Below are 14459 nucleotides of genomic sequence, written 5' to 3'. Positions count from 1 at the left end.
TATTTGCACGAGTGGAATCACCATGCTGACTTTACTGGCACCGGCCAAGCTGAACCTGACTCTTGAGGTCGTCGGCAAACGTGATGACGGCTATCACGAAATCCGCAGCGTCGTCCAGACGATAGGATTGTGCGACCGTCTCCTCTTTCAAGCCAGCCGACAAACGGAATACAGTTCGAACATGCCGGAGTGGCTCCCTGAGCAGAGCCTGGTACCGAGGGCAGTCGACCTGGTTCGTGAGGCTACCGGGTGCAATCTGGGAGTGGAGATTCAGGTCGAAAAGTACATCCCGCTGATGTCCGGTCTGGGCGGGGACAGCAGTGATGCCGCCGCCGTACTTCGCGGACTCAACGGGTTGTGGGAGCTCAACCTGTCTCAGGAGAAGCTGCGGGAGCTGGCATCAAGACTGGGCTCCGACGTAGCCCTGTTCCTGTACGGAGGGACGGTAATGATAGAGGGCCGGGGGGAGAAGGTCACCCCGCTGCCGTCGTTGTCGACAATGTGGGTTGTCCTGGTGTTGCCGGAAGTGCCACGGGAGCCAGGGAAGACCGGTCGTGCCTATGCGAACCTGCAAGAGGCGGACTACACAGATGGTAGAGCCACCGAACGGCTGGTGGAGACACTGAAGACCGGCAGGGACTTCGCTCCGTCGCGGCTATTCAATACCTTCGAGCGCAGCGCTTATACCAGTTCCTCGGAACTGGTGGCTTGCCGGGAGCGGATGCTCGCTGCCGGTGCTGATAACGTCCACCTCACCGGGTCAGGACCGGCGCTGTTTACGCTGATAAAAGATAGGACCGAAGCTGAGGGACTGCACGACCGGTTAAGCCGGCCGGGGATGGAGGTGTATCTGGCGGAGATGCTGGCGACCGGAGAGTGGCTAAACTAGTTCAGCGGCTAGAATAAACCACCCGCACCAGCTATAATTGACTACAGGAGAGAGTTCGCGCAGACGCGCAGAGAGTTCGCGCAGACACGTTAAAGGAGTATGATATGACCGATACTGAGAAAAACCTGCATGTTGCCTTTGCCGGAGAGAGCCAGGCTAACCGCCGCTACATTTTCTTCGCGGAGAAGGCGCAAAAAGAGGGCCACTCGCAGATAGCCAGGCTGTTCCGAGCCGCTGCCGAGGCAGAGACAATTCACGCCCGCAATCACTTCAATGCCATGGACGGCATCGGCTCAACCAGGGATAACCTGACCGCCGGCGTTATCGGCGAGCACCGTGAGTTCACCGGGATGTACCCTTCGTTCATAGAGCAGGCCAGGATTGACGACTACAAGCGGGCGGAGAGAACTTTCGACCTGGCCAACCAGGTGGAAGAGGTCCACTACAACCTGTTCCAGGAGGCGCTGAAGGCCTTGGAGTCCGAGCAGGAGATAAAGGACGAGCCTGTTTTCGTCTGCCAGGTATGCGGCTACACCGTGGCCGGAGAAGCCCCGGAAAAGTGTCCGGTCTGTGGCGCGCCGGCGAAGTCATTCACGCGGGTGGAGTAGCGGACGTTAACCGGGCGACTGGTCTTGCCAAGTCTGGTACCATCGTGTACCTTCCACCCTCCAAGGAAAGGCCGGGGCACGGCGAAGCTCAGTCTCGCCATGTTCGTCGAATTGATATGCCTGAATGTACTGGAAGTCCTTACCCGACGTGTACTTGGTAGACTCTTCGACGTCGATGAGAATGAGTAAGAGAGGCCATTTTGCATCTTCCCATTGTGATTGGACGTAATCGCAAACTTTCTTTACGTTAGGTGGGTGAGTGTAGGTTACGAGAACCGCGTATCTCAGGGGCCTTTTGTCGTCTCCGCTCTCTTTGCTCCATACGTGGTGCTCTCGCAACTTTTTGATTTCGTTCGCCCCCCAAACGCCTTCCCACTCCCATTCGATATCGATTTCATCGCCCGCAGTGCTTCTAAGCACTGCGTCCTTTCTCCCGCCACTCTCGAATCTGGTTACCAATCCCATCAGGTCAGCCACGTTACGAACCACGATCCCGACATGAATGGTCCAGTCGCTACGCTTCCCGCCCCTGGATATCTCGTCTATGGGGAAATCACGGTACCATAAGTACTGGAATAGTGTGGCGAAGTCCTGCAGGGAGGCCCAGTCTACGCTAAGTGGCATGCCCTACTCCAGCTTCCCATGCCCGTGCGACAGCAGGTAATCCTCTATCGCCGCCAGTCTCGCGTCCTCGGAGAGGTCTTTCGTGTCTTCCAGCAACTGGTCGATTTCCTCTTCGGGGACGAGTATTGTCCCCAAGTATCTGATAGGGGAGCTGGTAAAGGAACCCAGCAGACCACCGATAAGGAAAATTCCCCTGGTCCGCTCTATCTGTTCCAGCCGGCTCAGGACGAAGTCCGCGTTTGCACTTATCCTTATGTCTACCGGCCGGAAGTCGTAGACACTTTCAGTACCGGATACCGGGAGGGTGAGTGTCAGCTTGAAGTCATCCACTTCGTCGGGCACCGCGTAAGCAATATAGCCCGTTTTGGACTCACCGCTTGCCAGTGTCGTTTGCCAGAGCTCATTATCAAGGGACTTGAGGGGAACAGGATCGAAGAAGTCGTCACCGCTTGCCAGCACTATCTGTTCGTTCCACTGCCGCTGAGCATCCCTCTGGCTATGAAGGTTTTCAACCTCGTACTTGATGATGAGAAAGGTATTCCCCTCGCCCGGTGTATCCCCATCAAGCTTGTCGATAATCTGTGCGCTGTGCAGCAGGAAAGCGTGGGCTTCGTCGCTGGTCCGGTCGCCGCGGGTAAGACCCGATGAACAGGCCGTGGCCGTTGCCAGGACCGTTATCATTGCCACCAGGAGTATCTTTGTCATCTTCGTCGTTCTTTCCGGTCCGTCAGTCAGACCTGCCCCGGTCTGGCGAAAGCCCCACTTACCGTAGAATACACCCAGGCAGGCCTGATAATCAACCGCGCTCCCGTAGCCACTCCGTAACCATCTCCCGTTCTCCCTGCCGGGTGGTCACCTCTCCGTCAAGCCTGGCGGCGCGCAGACGTTCGAGGAATTCCTTCACTCCGGGGCCGGGTGCCACGCCCATCTGTATCAGACAGTTACCGGTCAGGGACGGTTTGACGTAACGCAGCCAGCCATAGAACAGCCCGATGTTCCGGCTGACTGTCGTGGAGTCGGTGGCTACCGCGCTGACGAGCAGCGCCACCGGGGCATAACCCTGAAGAGCGGTATAGACACGGCTCGGGGCGAGATTGGCAGTGGCCAGAAGCTTGAGTTTGGTCTTGAGGTTCTGGCTGTCCCGCATGATCTTGGCCGACCTTCCGGGTACTCTGAGGAGTGAGATGAAGTCCTCCACCTCCTTGTCGGTCAGAGGGTAGGTCAGCAAAGCCAGGTAGACGCTGGCTAGTCGCGACTCCGATGAAGCCAGTTCGCTGGCAAGTCGCGACTCCGATGAAGCCAGTTCGCTGGCCAGTTGCGACTCCGGTGAAACCACCTCGCGGGCCCGTTGGAACCTTGCCGAGAGAGTGTGACCGGCCTTCAGCGCGGGGTGGAGTCGGGATAGCACCTTCAATTCCTTCGCCCGCCGGAGCACTTTCTCCGGCTGTGCCTCTTTCAGAACCAGGTCCAACTCGTGCCGTATGCGGTCACTGCTGATGGTGTCCAGCATGGGTATATCCCGGGCAAGCAGCCTGCGGGTATCCGTTTCCAGATGGAAATCCAGCCGCTGCTCATAACGCAGGGCGCGCCAGATGCGGGTGGCGTCGTCGGTGAAGCTCTTCTCGTGGAGTACGCGGATGTACTTTTTCTCCAGGTCTGCCCGGCCACCATATATGTCAATAACCTCGCCGTAGCAGCCGGGATTGAGGTTAATGGCCATTGCGTTGATGGTGAAGTCGCGACGGAAGAGGTCCTCGCTCAGGGAGCCGGGGGTTACCCGTGGCAGGGCACCCGGTCGGTCGTAGGTCTCGGAGCGTGCCCGGACGAAGTCGATGCTCCATTTGCCCCAGCGAAGCCTGGCGGTGCCGAAGCGACGGTACACGGTGAGTTTTCCCTGCGTGACGCTGGCTGCCTGTTGTGCCAGGGCCAAGGCATCGCCTTCAACCACGAGGTCGAGGTCAAGGTTGCTGCGGTCGAGGAGAAGGTCGCGCACAACACCGCCAACAAGGTAAAGGTGGTGTCCCTGGTAAGCGGCAATAGCGCCAACCGCCTGCACAAAGTTGACCAGCTCCGACGGCAGGTACTCTTTAATTCTGCTCGACAGGTTCCTCGTTTCTGACATTCTCCGCTTTTATCCGACGTAATCTTGCCCGAATTATAACACACGTTCCGGCTCCGTTTATTCTGGTTGTGTGCCATACACAAAGCTGATAGGATGGATTGTATATACTGTCGGGCGATATCGTGCGTCGCCCGACAAGTCTGTTTTGTGGAAAGACCAGTGGAACCTGAGAACCCCGGACAACTACAGGATACTACCGAGCGTCTCGGCACGGAGCGGCTGAGCAAGCTGCTGCTGCGTTTGAGCCTGCCCAGTATTGCCTCTATGCTCACAATATCGCTCTACCACCTTACGGATACCTTCTGGCTGGGCCAGCTTAGCTATCAGGCGATTGCCGCAGTGACGGTTACCTTCCCCTTTTTTATCCTGGTCATCGCTGCTGGTGTCGGCACCGGCGTGGGGGCCAACGCACTTGCTTCGCGGTGCTTCGGCGAGAAGGATATTGAGACTACCAACCGCGTCGCGGGGCAGTTGTTTCCACTGACTGCGGTCCTTGGTATCTTACTTGTGGTGGTAAGCTCGTTTCTTGCCCGGCCGATTGCGACCCTGCTGGGCGCTGGCGAGGATATCGCGGACATGGCGGCCGACTACATATTCTTCTTTGGGTTTGGCACGCCTTTCATGCTCTTCCGCCTGATGACGCGCAACGTTTTTCAGGCTTCGGGGGATGCCATCAAACCAATGATGTTCACAATTGCCGGCGCCATCGTTAATGTGGTACTGGACCCGTTCCTCATCTTTGGCTGGGGACCGTTTCCGGAGATGGGTGTCGGTGGGGCGGCACTGGCAACATCGATTGCCGGCGTGGTCGGCGCCGCGTTTAGCTTCTACTATCTGGTGGGTAACCGCTCCGTATATCGCCTCAAACTGCACCATCTCAAGCCGGATTTTTCCATAATAGCGCAGATATACCGGGTGGGCTTACCTTCAATGATGATGGAGCTCACCGAGACTATTACCTTCGCTTTCTTCAACCGGATTGTCGCCGGGTTCGGCTCGGTGGCACTGGCAGCACTGGGGATAGCGATAAGGATATCGGACCTTGCCTTCATGCCCATTATCGGCGTGGGGCACGGATTGCTGCCGATTGTCGGTTACTGTTTCGGGGCCGGCCTCTGGAAACGGCTCTGGGCAGCGGTGCGACTGGCTTCACTGAGCCTGGCGGTACTGCTGGGCCTCGCCACGGTATTCCTGGAGATATTCACCCCGCAGGCAATCGGTATATTCAATAACGACCCGGAACTGATGAGTGTCGCCGTGCCGGGGATGCGCCTCTTTATCTCCACCCTTATCCTGATAGGCCCATCGATTATGTTTATCACTACCTTCCAGGGACTGTCAAAAGGGAAAACGGCGATGGTGATGTCGCTGGCACGTCAGCTTCTCTTCTTCATTCCGGCCTTACTGCTGCTGCCGAGGTACATCGGTATTAACGGCGTCTGGTTGTCGATACCGATATCAGACGGACTCGGCAGCATTGTGTCTGCTGTCTGGTTGTATCACGAGTACCGACATCAGCAGCGGAGTGGGGTGTGGGATGTTGCGCCGGTAACCGAGATTGTCCCGGAATCAGTGCCAAGGGGTCGGGCCACCCTGGATTGACGGTAACCAGCCAAGCTGATAGCATGGGCTGGAAACCCACACACGGAGGGTTCATGGCCATTATCGTCACCCGCAATCTGTCCAAGAAGTTCAAGGACCTGCTGGCGGTCGACAAAGTCGACCTGGAGGTGGAGGAGGGGGAGTGCTTTGGCCTGCTGGGGCCGAACGGCGCGGGCAAGACCTCACTCATCCGCATGATCACCGCCGTCTCGCCACCGCTCAGCGGCGACATCTGGGTCGATGGTATGGACGTCAGGAGGCATCCGCGGCAGGTGAAGGCCGTCCTCGGTGTGGTGCCCCAGATGGACAACCTGGACGAAGACCTGACCGTCCTCCAGAACCTGACCACCTTCGCCCGGTACTTTGGCATAACCAAGGCGGAGGCGAATGCCCGGGGGCTGATTAATCAGCCGCGAATCGCCATCCTGGACGAACCGACGGTAGGTCTTGACCCGCAGACCCGGCACCTAGTCTGGCAGCAGCTACGCGAGCTTCGGGCGCGGGGGGTCACGCAGCTTCTCTGCACCCAGAACATGTAGGAGGCGGCCGTCCTCTGCGACCGCGTGGCCGTAATGCACCAGGGACGCATACTGAGCCTGGATTCACCGCGGGCCCTGGTCCTGGAGCACGTCGGCGACCGGGTGGTGGAGATAGCGGTGGACTCGGGGAGCCGGGACCGTACCGTGGAGGCGCTTACCCGGACCGGGCTGGAATTCCTGGACCTGGGCAACTCGCTTCAGGTGCTGGACGTTGACCACGAGCAATTGCCGGAAGGACTGACCGTGGAGCCGGAGCAGTTGAGGGAGAGACCGGCCACCCTGGAGGACGTGTTCTTCAGACTCACCGGCAAGACACTGGACGCGGAATGAGGATGTTTAGCTGGCGTTTCTGGCGCATGTGGCAACGCAACCGTGACGTCTTCCTGCGACTGTGGCACACGGAGGCGCCGGGCACGATAGTCGAGCCGATTATCGTCATACTGGCGATGGGTCTCGGTCTGGGGGCCTACGTGGGACTGGTCGGCGGGCAGGACTACATGGAATTCATCATCCCAGGAATCGTAGCTTCCTATGCCATGTTCACTGTCTTCGGCGAGTGTACCTACGGCACTTTCTTCCGCATGGAGGAGCGCAAGACGTTCGATGCCATTATCGCTACCCCGCTCAATGTCGAGGACGTTGTTGCCGGGGAGATATTCTGAGGGGCGACACGCGCCCTGATGACCGGCACCGTCATTCTGGTGATTGCTGTTGCTTTTCAGCTGATGGACTCGTGGTGGACACTGCTGGTACCGGCACTTTCCTGTCTCCAGGGGCTGATGTTCGCCGCCATCGCCGTGCTCGTGACCTCCCTGGTGCCTTCGTTCTATACCTTCAACCACCTCTTCACCCTGTTCATCACACCGATGTTCTTCTTCAGCGGGGTGTTCTTCCCGCTTTCGCGTTTTCCGGTGGTGGTGCAGAACCTCAGCTGGATTGCCCCGCTGATACCGGTGGTTACCCTTACCAGGGCGCTCTTTCACGGGTAGTTCCACGCGGTCCATCTGGCCGCTCTGGGGTACATCGTGGTCGTGGCGGCAGTCTTCTTCGCCCTGGCCCTGTTCACCATGCGCCGCCGACTGACGGTATGAGGCCGACCGGCCTCGCGAGACCGGGGCAGGGAGCCTGAGTTAACTCAGGCCTTTGCTTTCCGCCAGGGCACTTGCCTATAATGGTGACGTATGAAGGTTGTTTCTGTCGTAGGTATGGCCGGAGCGGGTAAGTCAGAGGTAGCCCGCCTGTTTGCGCGAAATGGATTCGTCAGGATAAGGTTCGGCGACGTTACGGATGAGGAGGTCAGGAAGCGGGGGCTGGTGCTGAACGAGGCCAACGAGCGCTCCGTCCGGGAACTGCTGCGCAAGGAGCACGGGATGGCGACCTATGCCGAACTGAACCTGCCCCGGATTGAAACCGCCCTGAAGACGTCGGATGTGGTCATTGACGGCCTCTACTCCTGGGAGGAGTATATTCACCTCAAGAACCACTTTGGCGAAGATATGTGCCTGGTGGCAGTCTGGGCGTCACCGGCTACCCGGTACGCTCGGCTGGGCAGGAGACGCGAGCGGCCGTTGACCCCTGAAGAGGCGACCGGCCGGGACCGCGCCGAGATAGAGAACCTCAACAAGGGCGGCCCCATCGCAGTCGCGGACTTCCTGGTTATCAACGAGTCCGGTCTGGACGACCTTGCCCGGCAAACAGAGCGCATCATATCCGTTGTGGGGGTCTGAGTTGGAGCGACTGAGCATAGACGATTATTTCCTGAAGATAGCCTCGGTGGTGGCGGAACGTGCCACCTGCCTCCGGCACCACATGGGGGCGATCGCCGTCCGGGACAAGCATATCCTGACCACCGGCTATAACGGTGCCGCCGCCGGCCTCAAAGACTGCCTGGAGCTGGGTTGCCTGCGGGATGAGCAGGACATTCCTTCCGGGGAGAGGCACGAGATTTGCCGCGCCATTCACGCCGAACAGAACGTCATCATCCAGGCAGCGCTACACGGTGTCAGCCTGGGGGGGTGCACGATTTACTGCACCCATACGCCCTGTGTGCTCTGCGCCAAGATGCTGGTCAACGCCCGGATAAAGCGGTTCGTCAGCTTCGGGGAGTACAGTGATGACGCCTTCCGGGAGCTGTTCCGTGAAGCCGGAGTAGAGGTAGAGATAAGGGAAAGGCCGTCCGACCGTATCGGGTTTCTGGACTGACTGCAGGAGACGATGGTATGCCGGGCAACATACGCATAATTGAGGCGACGGAGTCAGACCTGCCCGCGATCGTTGCCCTGCTGTCTGAACTCGTCGATACCGTGGACAGCAGGGAAGGCCTGGACACGGCGGTCGTCACGGAGAACGTTTCTACCCTCCTGCACAGTCCCGCCTGCTATCTGCTGGTGGCGAAGGACGGAGGCGACGTCGTCGGTTGCATCAACTTCGCGGTGCGCCGTACGGCCCTGCACGATGGCCTGAGCGGACTGATTGATGAGATGTTCGTCCGCCGGAGTTCCCGCGGGTCGGGCGTCGGCCTCCAGCTGGTCCAGGCTGCCGTCGAGACGTGCCGTCACCTTGGCTGTATCGAGCTTGAGGTCAGCACCGAGAAGACCAATCGCGCCGCGCGACGATTCTACCGCAAATGCGGGTTCAAAGAGGACGCCGTCCAGCTCGAAATGCAGCTGTGAGGCCTTGTCCCCTACTGCAGGTTCTCCCCCTGGTAGGTTCCGGAGTACCCTTCCGTCTCTCCGGTCAACCGCATGAAGATAAGCTGGACGACTGCTGCGTTCCTCTGGAGTCGAAAGCCGCGCGGATTATGCACCACCATCAGCGTGCGGGAGCGGCCGGAGTAACCGGCGTCCCAGACGGCACCATGTACCGTAACCCCGCTCCTGAGGAGACTGGAGCGCGGCCGGGACAAAGCCATGACGTTGTTGGGCAGGTTTACCACTTCATTGTAGGTGATGATGTAAGCACCGGGCATCAACTCCAGAAAGCCCAGCCCATCGAAGACCAGCGGCGCCAGGTCGGACACCAGTCTCTGGTTGTTGCTGACGGCAATCCGGCCCTGTGTCTGGGGCAGGGCGATATCCCGCACCGTGAAGTCGAACCCGTTGGGCTGTAGCTGGGACTCCAGGTCGCGGTAACCCTCGACCAGCGGCGGGTCTGCCTCCAGCAGCTTGCGGATATCTTCTCTTGACAGGACGGCGGTCATGATAATCAAGTATAGTACTATCGGCTGTGATGGTGTCAAGGAGTAGCTGGTAGCGCGTATGCTATAATCGGGGGGTCTGTGGAGAGAAAATTAGCTACGGATACATTCGACCGAATAGCTCCCGGCTGGTACAACTTCCGGCACTGGTCGATATTCCGCAACGAGCTGGAGACCCTGGCGCAGAGGTGGCGGAGCGGTCGGTTGCTGAACCTCGGTTGTGCTCACGGCCCCGACTTCCTGCCGTTTGCCGCCGATTTCGACCTGCACGGCGTGGACTTCTCCGGGGAGATGCTGCGGCAGGGGCAGAAGTACGCACTCAAGTTCAGCTTCAACCCCGGCTTGGTGATGGCGGATGTTGCCCGCCTGCCCTTCGCTGCGGAGACCTTTGACTGGGCGCTCTCGGTGGCTACCTACCACCACCTGAAACGGGATGGCGCAGCGATAGCCCTTGGTGAACTCTACCGAGTCCTCAAACCGGGCGGCGAGGCATTTATCACTGTCTGGAACCGGTGGCAGTCCAGATTCCGGCTGAGGGGGAGGGAGGCGGCTGTTCCATGGCGAACCGGCAACGAGGTCCTGTACCGCTACTACTACCTGTTCACCTATCCGGAGCTGGAGGGGCTGGTGAAGAGGGCTGGTTTTCGGATACTGAAGTCCTTCCCGGAAAGCTCCTACCGTTTTCCGCTGAAGTTCTTCTCCCGGAACATCTGCCTGCTGGTGGGGAAGGAGTGACCCCGCCGTCTCCTGCCTGTTCCTGTGCTGCCCCCGGAACGGCTATTGACAAATCACGCCATCAGTAATAGCATTTGTTAGAAGAGGTACAAGAACTACAGTATCATGCCGGGGAGGTGGTGCGGCTATGATGATGAAAATTAACTGTCCGGAATGCGGTATAGAAGGCAGCTTCTCTCTGTCCAACGCGAACTACGAGGGACCGTACCGGTGCTGGAAATGCCGCGCGCTTTTCACCGTCAAGATTGCGGGTAGCACACTGGAGTCCTGTGAGCCACTGAGCCAGGAGGAGTTCGACCGGCAGCAGGAGGCCCAGTCCATGAGAGACAGGTTCAAGCGGTAGGGGCATCCTGCCCCTTGGCACCATCCCTGCAGGGTAGTGGAGTTTTCTTCTTGTGGGGGGAAACAGCATCGGCTGTACTGGACACCGCACAACACCGTGTTGACAAAACCCCGCTACCCGAGCTACGATGTGCCTGCTCGTAGAATCCGCCCGGGAGGCTGTTATGCCGGTTGTTATCATTGAGATGTGGGAAGGTCGCACTATCGACCAGAAGAAGAAACTGGTCGAGGGGATAACCGAGTCCTTCGTCCAGATAGGTGTACCGCGGGAAGCGGTGCAGGTCATTGTGAAAGACAATCCCAAGCACAACTGGTCGATTGCGGGTAAGCTGGCTTCAGAGCCAGCACCGTAAACATAGAGTCAGGTGTGCCCGGACAAGTCTGCCCGGGGTTGTATTTATAGACAGACGACAGGTAATGTGGTTTAATCTACGTGTGGTTAAGACCACCTGGTGTACTTGAGATAAGGAGGCGGTGATGGACTTCGGGGCTCTGGGTGTCGTTCTTACGATAATTGTAATAGTGGTGCTGTTTTCCTTTTTCAGGGGACGTGGCGGCGTCGCGCATCGTCCGGAAGTAATTCAGTTCCTGCTTTATGACGTGAAGCTGAACCAGGTACTGGTGGATACTTTCCATCAGCGAGAGAAGCCCAGGAGACTGGAGAAGACGAACTGGGAAATCAACAAGTCAAAGATTAGTTTTCTCGGTGAGTCATTGAAAGAGACCCTGAAGTTGACCTTCGATATGGTCGAAGAAGTCAACCAGGACTTAAAGATGACCAGGAAGAACAAGTCGCTTAGCTACCAGGATATCAATGTTTCCAGGTTGGAGGAACCGTTGGCCAGGTGCCGTGAGGGACTTGAGGAGTGGCTGATGGACACCATTGGCACGACCGAGGTCTCCCCGAGGTATCCATCCATCAGCGGTTTTCTGTTTGGCGAACGCTGATACCCTGTTGTAATGTCGTTCGGGACACGCCACGATGTCATGTCAAACTTCCCGGACCAGGGATTAGTGCGCCAGTTGATAGCGGTCCGTTCCCCATTTCGCCTGGTAGGTCTGCTTCAGCTCCCGGACATGTGCCCGGAATGCCGCCGAATGGATACTATCGGTTGTCATCACGAAGGCATCTTCCCGGTTATCGGTATAGTAGCCTCGCCGCAGACCCACCTGGTTGAAGCCGTACCTGGCATAGAGGCCCTGAGCAACGATATTGGAAACGCGGACTTCCAGGGTAACCATACGGGCCTTCTTTCCGGCAGCCAGGTCGATAACGGACTGCAGCATCAGTTCCCCGATGCCCTGTCGACGGTATACTTCCCGGGTTGCGATACTGGTTATGTGGGCCTCGTCAACCAAGACCCAGAAACCGGCAAAGCCGGTAATGACCTCGTCACCCCGCGCTGAAGGCTCTTTGTCTGGCAGCCTGTTGTTACCGAAGAGCTTCCGTACCCGATATATCAGGCCGGCAAAGCTTTTCTCCGGTGGGTCTGACTTCCGGATTGCCTCAACCAGATCCGGAATGTTTCCGGCCTCGGCCCGGCAGGCCACTATGTAGCAGGCCAGACGGTTGTCGAGTTCCCGCTCGAAGTTGGGTGGCGGCCATTCCGTGGGGAAGGCCTCACGGTCAATTTCAAGCACCCGGTCGATATCTTCACGGCGCATCTGGCGAACATAGTCAGGCACAGGCTCATTCTCCGGCAGGGACTCATATTTATGGATAATTGTAGCACATTTACTCCGTACCGGTACGACCGTGCATCGTGGTGAAGGGGCGGCACTGATGCCCCGCGCCATTTTTCCACAAGCATCCGTGGAATGGGCATGATGTCTCTTTCATCGCCTATCCTTTTTTCGCTTATTGCGTTATAGATAGTGTGCCCGATGACCGCCGGATTGGTGCTACGTCTGCGCAGGATGTAGAATGAACGTGAGCATCTGCATGAACGGGGGTTATCTGGTGCAGGATGAACAGGACCTTGTCCACCGCGCACAGAACGGAGACAAGGAGGCTTTTACCGAGTTATACGAGACCTATTTCGGCAAGCTCTATCGCTATGTGGTTGCCCGCATAGGGAACAGGGCGGAGGCTGAGGACATGACCCAGCAGGTCTTCGTGAAGGCTTATAAGTCCATCTCCTCTTACAGGTGGAGGGGGGTGCCTTTCTCTGCCTGGCTGTTTCGTATCGCCCACAACCTTGTCGTCGACTTCTTCAGGAAAGAGAGCAAGAGACCGACAGTCCCGCTCGAGGAATCGCTGGTGGCCAGTAATGACAACGTGCAGCAGGTTGTTGAGCGGCGGCTGGATATCGAGCGCGTGATGGCAGCAACCCGGCAGTTGACCGCGGCGCAGCGTGAGGTGGTCAGCCTGCGCTTTGCCGGTGGGCTGGCTATTGCTGAGGTCGCCAGAGTCATGGGCAAGAGTGAGGGAGCGGTTAAGGCGTTACAACACAGTGCGATAGCAGCCCTGCGTAGAATACTTCTCGTGGGAGAGAACGGTGTCAAAGGATAGGGAGTTCAACAATATCCTCGACGAGTGCCTGGAGCGATTGCTCACCAGCGGAGAGACCGTGGAGCAGTGCCTGGAAAGGTACCCTGAGTATGCCACCGAACTTGAACCGCTATTGCGGACGGCTATGGTTACCCGTGAGACGTTAACCATTGAGCCGAGCGTGGAGTTCAGGGCCAGAGCGCGGTACCAGTTGCACTCGGAGATGGATAAATCGGCAGTAAGAAGGTGGCGGCCTATCCTGACCTGGCAGCCCCGCTGGGTGATGGTAGCCGCCGTTGTCATGGTGGTGATGCTTGCCGGAGGTGGCACCGTCGTGGCTGCCGATTCCAGTATGCCGGGTACTCCACTCTACGGGGTGAAGCTGGCTACGGAGAACGTCAGGTTGACACTGAGTTCTTCTGATGTTGACAAGGCGGAACTGTATGCTACTCTGGCCGACCGCAGGATTGCCGAGATAGCCTACGCCATTGAGAAGGGCAAGCTCCAACAGGTAGAGAAGGTTACCAAACGTCTCAACAATCATCTGGCGATGATGTCCCACCTGTCCCTGGCTGTCGAGAAGATAGAGGTTGTTGCCACGGAAAAGGCCCCGGCTCCGGCAAAAGACAAAGCGGCGGAGGCGAAGCCCATAAGCGAGACAGCGCCGCAGAAATCGGCAGCGAATCAGCCTTCAGCGACGACAGCACGTCCCACGGTTGCTGCCGAAGACAATCAGGGTCCATCGGCGCGGGCGATGTCTGAGAATGCTGCCGGAATCAAGGAGCGGGCTAAACTCAGGATATTGCTGGGGCAGTATGCAGTCAACCAGCCGGAACAGCTCCGCGCCCTGCTGGAGCAGGCTCCGGAATCGGCAAGGCCCGCGATACTACAGGCGATAGCGATATCAGTGGCCAGCTATAAGAAAGTCCTTGAGGAGTTGAATAACCAGTCCGATGATTCTCCGGCAGATGAAGACACTCACCGGGACCGGTCCGGCAACTCTCCGGCGAATGGTGACTCCAATCAGGACCAGTCCGATGACCCTCCAGCGAATGGTGACTCCAATCAGGACCAGTCCGGTGACCCTCCAGAGAGTAATCGTATTCACCGGGGCCAATCCACCAAACCTGTGTCAGATAGTGGTGCTCTCCACTGACCTGTCATCACTCTTTGACGTTATTGATTGCTCGGAAAAGCTACCAGAAACAAATCGAGCGTAACAGGCTCGATTTGTTTCTCTAGTTATGTCAAGACCTATTCTTCTGGGGACCGCTTCCTCCTTACCGGCCAGAAGAGCCCTCCTACCGAGGA

21 protein-coding genes are annotated in these 14459 nt (G+C 58.0%); 16 read left to right on the top strand and 5 right to left on the bottom strand.

All coding sequences use genetic code 11. The features are described 5' to 3' along the window. Positions 1–22: 22 nt before the first annotated feature. Positions 23–889 (top strand): 4-(cytidine 5'-diphospho)-2-C-methyl-D-erythritol kinase, encoded by an 867-nt coding sequence (gene ispE, locus VMW13_04960; protein ID HUV44165.1) that lies wholly within the window; start codon positions 23–25, stop codon positions 887–889. A gap of 104 nt (positions 890–993) precedes the next feature. Continuing rightward, positions 994–1497 (top strand): rubrerythrin family protein, encoded by a 504-nt coding sequence (locus VMW13_04955; GenBank protein HUV44164.1) that lies wholly within the window; start codon positions 994–996, stop codon positions 1495–1497. A 6-nt stretch (positions 1498–1503) separates the two neighbouring features. Here the strand turns inward: VMW13_04955 and VMW13_04950 are convergent, their stop codons facing one another. The 3 genes from VMW13_04950 to VMW13_04940 all read right to left on the bottom strand — a co-directional run bounded on the left by VMW13_04950 (position 1504) and on the right by VMW13_04940 (position 4243). After that, a complete protein-coding gene (locus VMW13_04950; protein ID HUV44163.1) occupies positions 1504–2121 on the bottom strand; it encodes a hypothetical protein in 618 nt (205 codons plus the stop codon). A 3-nt stretch (positions 2122–2124) separates the two neighbouring features. Continuing rightward, positions 2125–2826, bottom strand: coding sequence for a DUF4352 domain-containing protein (locus tag VMW13_04945; protein ID HUV44162.1), 702 nt, complete (start codon positions 2824–2826; stop codon positions 2125–2127). A gap of 91 nt (positions 2827–2917) precedes the next feature. Beyond that, on the bottom strand, positions 2918–4243 hold the full coding sequence (locus tag VMW13_04940) for a hypothetical protein (protein ID HUV44161.1): 1326 nt from the start codon (positions 4241–4243) through the stop codon (positions 2918–2920). A gap of 159 nt (positions 4244–4402) precedes the next feature. On the opposite strand from VMW13_04940, the gene VMW13_04935 reads away from it, so the two are divergent. The 8 genes from VMW13_04935 to VMW13_04900 all read left to right on the top strand — a co-directional run bounded on the left by VMW13_04935 (position 4403) and on the right by VMW13_04900 (position 9056). Next, a complete protein-coding gene (locus VMW13_04935) occupies positions 4403–5845 on the top strand; it encodes an MATE family efflux transporter (GenBank protein HUV44160.1) in 1443 nt (480 codons plus the stop codon). Positions 5846–5898: 53 nt separating this feature from the next. After that, positions 5899–6384, top strand: a complete 486-nt coding sequence (locus VMW13_04930; protein HUV44159.1) for an ATP-binding cassette domain-containing protein — start codon at positions 5899–5901, stop codon at positions 6382–6384. Positions 6385–6417: 33 nt separating this feature from the next. Then, a complete protein-coding gene (locus VMW13_04925) occupies positions 6418–6714 on the top strand; it encodes a hypothetical protein (GenBank protein ID HUV44158.1) in 297 nt (98 codons plus the stop codon). Next, entirely contained in the window at positions 6711–7046 is a 336-nt protein-coding gene (locus tag VMW13_04920; protein ID HUV44157.1) for a hypothetical protein, read from the top strand. Before VMW13_04925 ends, VMW13_04920 begins: the two co-directional genes overlap by 4 nt. Before the next feature lie 18 nt (positions 7047–7064). Beyond that, positions 7065–7373, top strand: a complete 309-nt coding sequence (locus VMW13_04915; GenBank protein ID HUV44156.1) for an ABC transporter permease — start codon at positions 7065–7067, stop codon at positions 7371–7373. A 192-nt stretch (positions 7374–7565) separates the two neighbouring features. Next, positions 7566–8111 (top strand): AAA family ATPase, encoded by a 546-nt coding sequence (locus tag VMW13_04910; GenBank protein ID HUV44155.1) that lies wholly within the window; start codon positions 7566–7568, stop codon positions 8109–8111. A gap of 1 nt (position 8112) precedes the next feature. Continuing rightward, complete coding sequence (locus VMW13_04905) at positions 8113–8586, top strand: cytidine/deoxycytidylate deaminase family protein (GenBank protein ID HUV44154.1); 474 nt, start codon at positions 8113–8115, stop codon at positions 8584–8586. 17 nt (positions 8587–8603) lie between these two features. Continuing rightward, positions 8604–9056, top strand: coding sequence for a GNAT family N-acetyltransferase (locus VMW13_04900; protein ID HUV44153.1), 453 nt, complete (start codon positions 8604–8606; stop codon positions 9054–9056). Between the two features lie 11 nt (positions 9057–9067). Here the strand turns inward: VMW13_04900 and VMW13_04895 are convergent, their stop codons facing one another. Further along, the gene (locus VMW13_04895; protein ID HUV44152.1) at positions 9068–9583 is read right to left on the bottom strand and encodes a deoxyuridine 5'-triphosphate nucleotidohydrolase; all 516 of its coding nucleotides are present in this window, start codon (positions 9581–9583) and stop codon (positions 9068–9070) included. A gap of 78 nt (positions 9584–9661) precedes the next feature. Here VMW13_04895 and VMW13_04890 point away from each other — a divergent pair, with 78 nt between their 5' ends. The 4 genes from VMW13_04890 (at position 9662) to VMW13_04875 (ending at position 11605) form a co-directional block, all read left to right on the top strand. Further along, positions 9662–10315, top strand: a complete 654-nt coding sequence (locus VMW13_04890; protein ID HUV44151.1) for a class I SAM-dependent methyltransferase — start codon at positions 9662–9664, stop codon at positions 10313–10315. Positions 10316–10442: 127 nt separating this feature from the next. Next, positions 10443–10658 (top strand): hypothetical protein, encoded by a 216-nt coding sequence (locus tag VMW13_04885; GenBank protein ID HUV44150.1) that lies wholly within the window; start codon positions 10443–10445, stop codon positions 10656–10658. 127 nt (positions 10659–10785) lie between these two features. Continuing rightward, positions 10786–11010 carry a tautomerase family protein gene (locus VMW13_04880; GenBank protein HUV44149.1) on the top strand — a complete coding sequence of 75 codons (225 nt, stop codon included), beginning with the start codon at positions 10786–10788 and terminating at the stop codon, positions 11008–11010. A 124-nt stretch (positions 11011–11134) separates the two neighbouring features. Then, positions 11135–11605, top strand: coding sequence for a hypothetical protein (locus VMW13_04875; GenBank protein ID HUV44148.1), 471 nt, complete (start codon positions 11135–11137; stop codon positions 11603–11605). Between the two features lie 63 nt (positions 11606–11668). Here the strand turns inward: VMW13_04875 and rimI are convergent, their stop codons facing one another. Beyond that, positions 11669–12343 (bottom strand): ribosomal protein S18-alanine N-acetyltransferase, encoded by a 675-nt coding sequence (rimI, locus tag VMW13_04870; GenBank protein HUV44147.1) that lies wholly within the window; start codon positions 12341–12343, stop codon positions 11669–11671. Positions 12344–12581: 238 nt separating this feature from the next. Between rimI and VMW13_04865 the strand changes: the two genes are divergently transcribed. Then, on the top strand, positions 12582–13169 hold the full coding sequence (locus VMW13_04865; protein ID HUV44146.1) for a sigma-70 family RNA polymerase sigma factor: 588 nt from the start codon (positions 12582–12584) through the stop codon (positions 13167–13169). Beyond that, positions 13156–14304 (top strand): DUF5667 domain-containing protein, encoded by a 1149-nt coding sequence (locus tag VMW13_04860; protein HUV44145.1) that lies wholly within the window; start codon positions 13156–13158, stop codon positions 14302–14304. The genes VMW13_04865 and VMW13_04860 overlap by 14 nt, the downstream gene beginning before the upstream one ends. Positions 14305–14459: the final 155 nt, after the last annotated feature.

Source organism: Dehalococcoidales bacterium (assembly GCA_035529395.1).
Classification (GTDB): Bacteria; Chloroflexota; Dehalococcoidia; order Dehalococcoidales; family Fen-1064; genus DUES01.
Note: the sequence above shows the minus strand (reverse complement) of the source record. Positions and strands in the feature narration are given on the sequence as shown.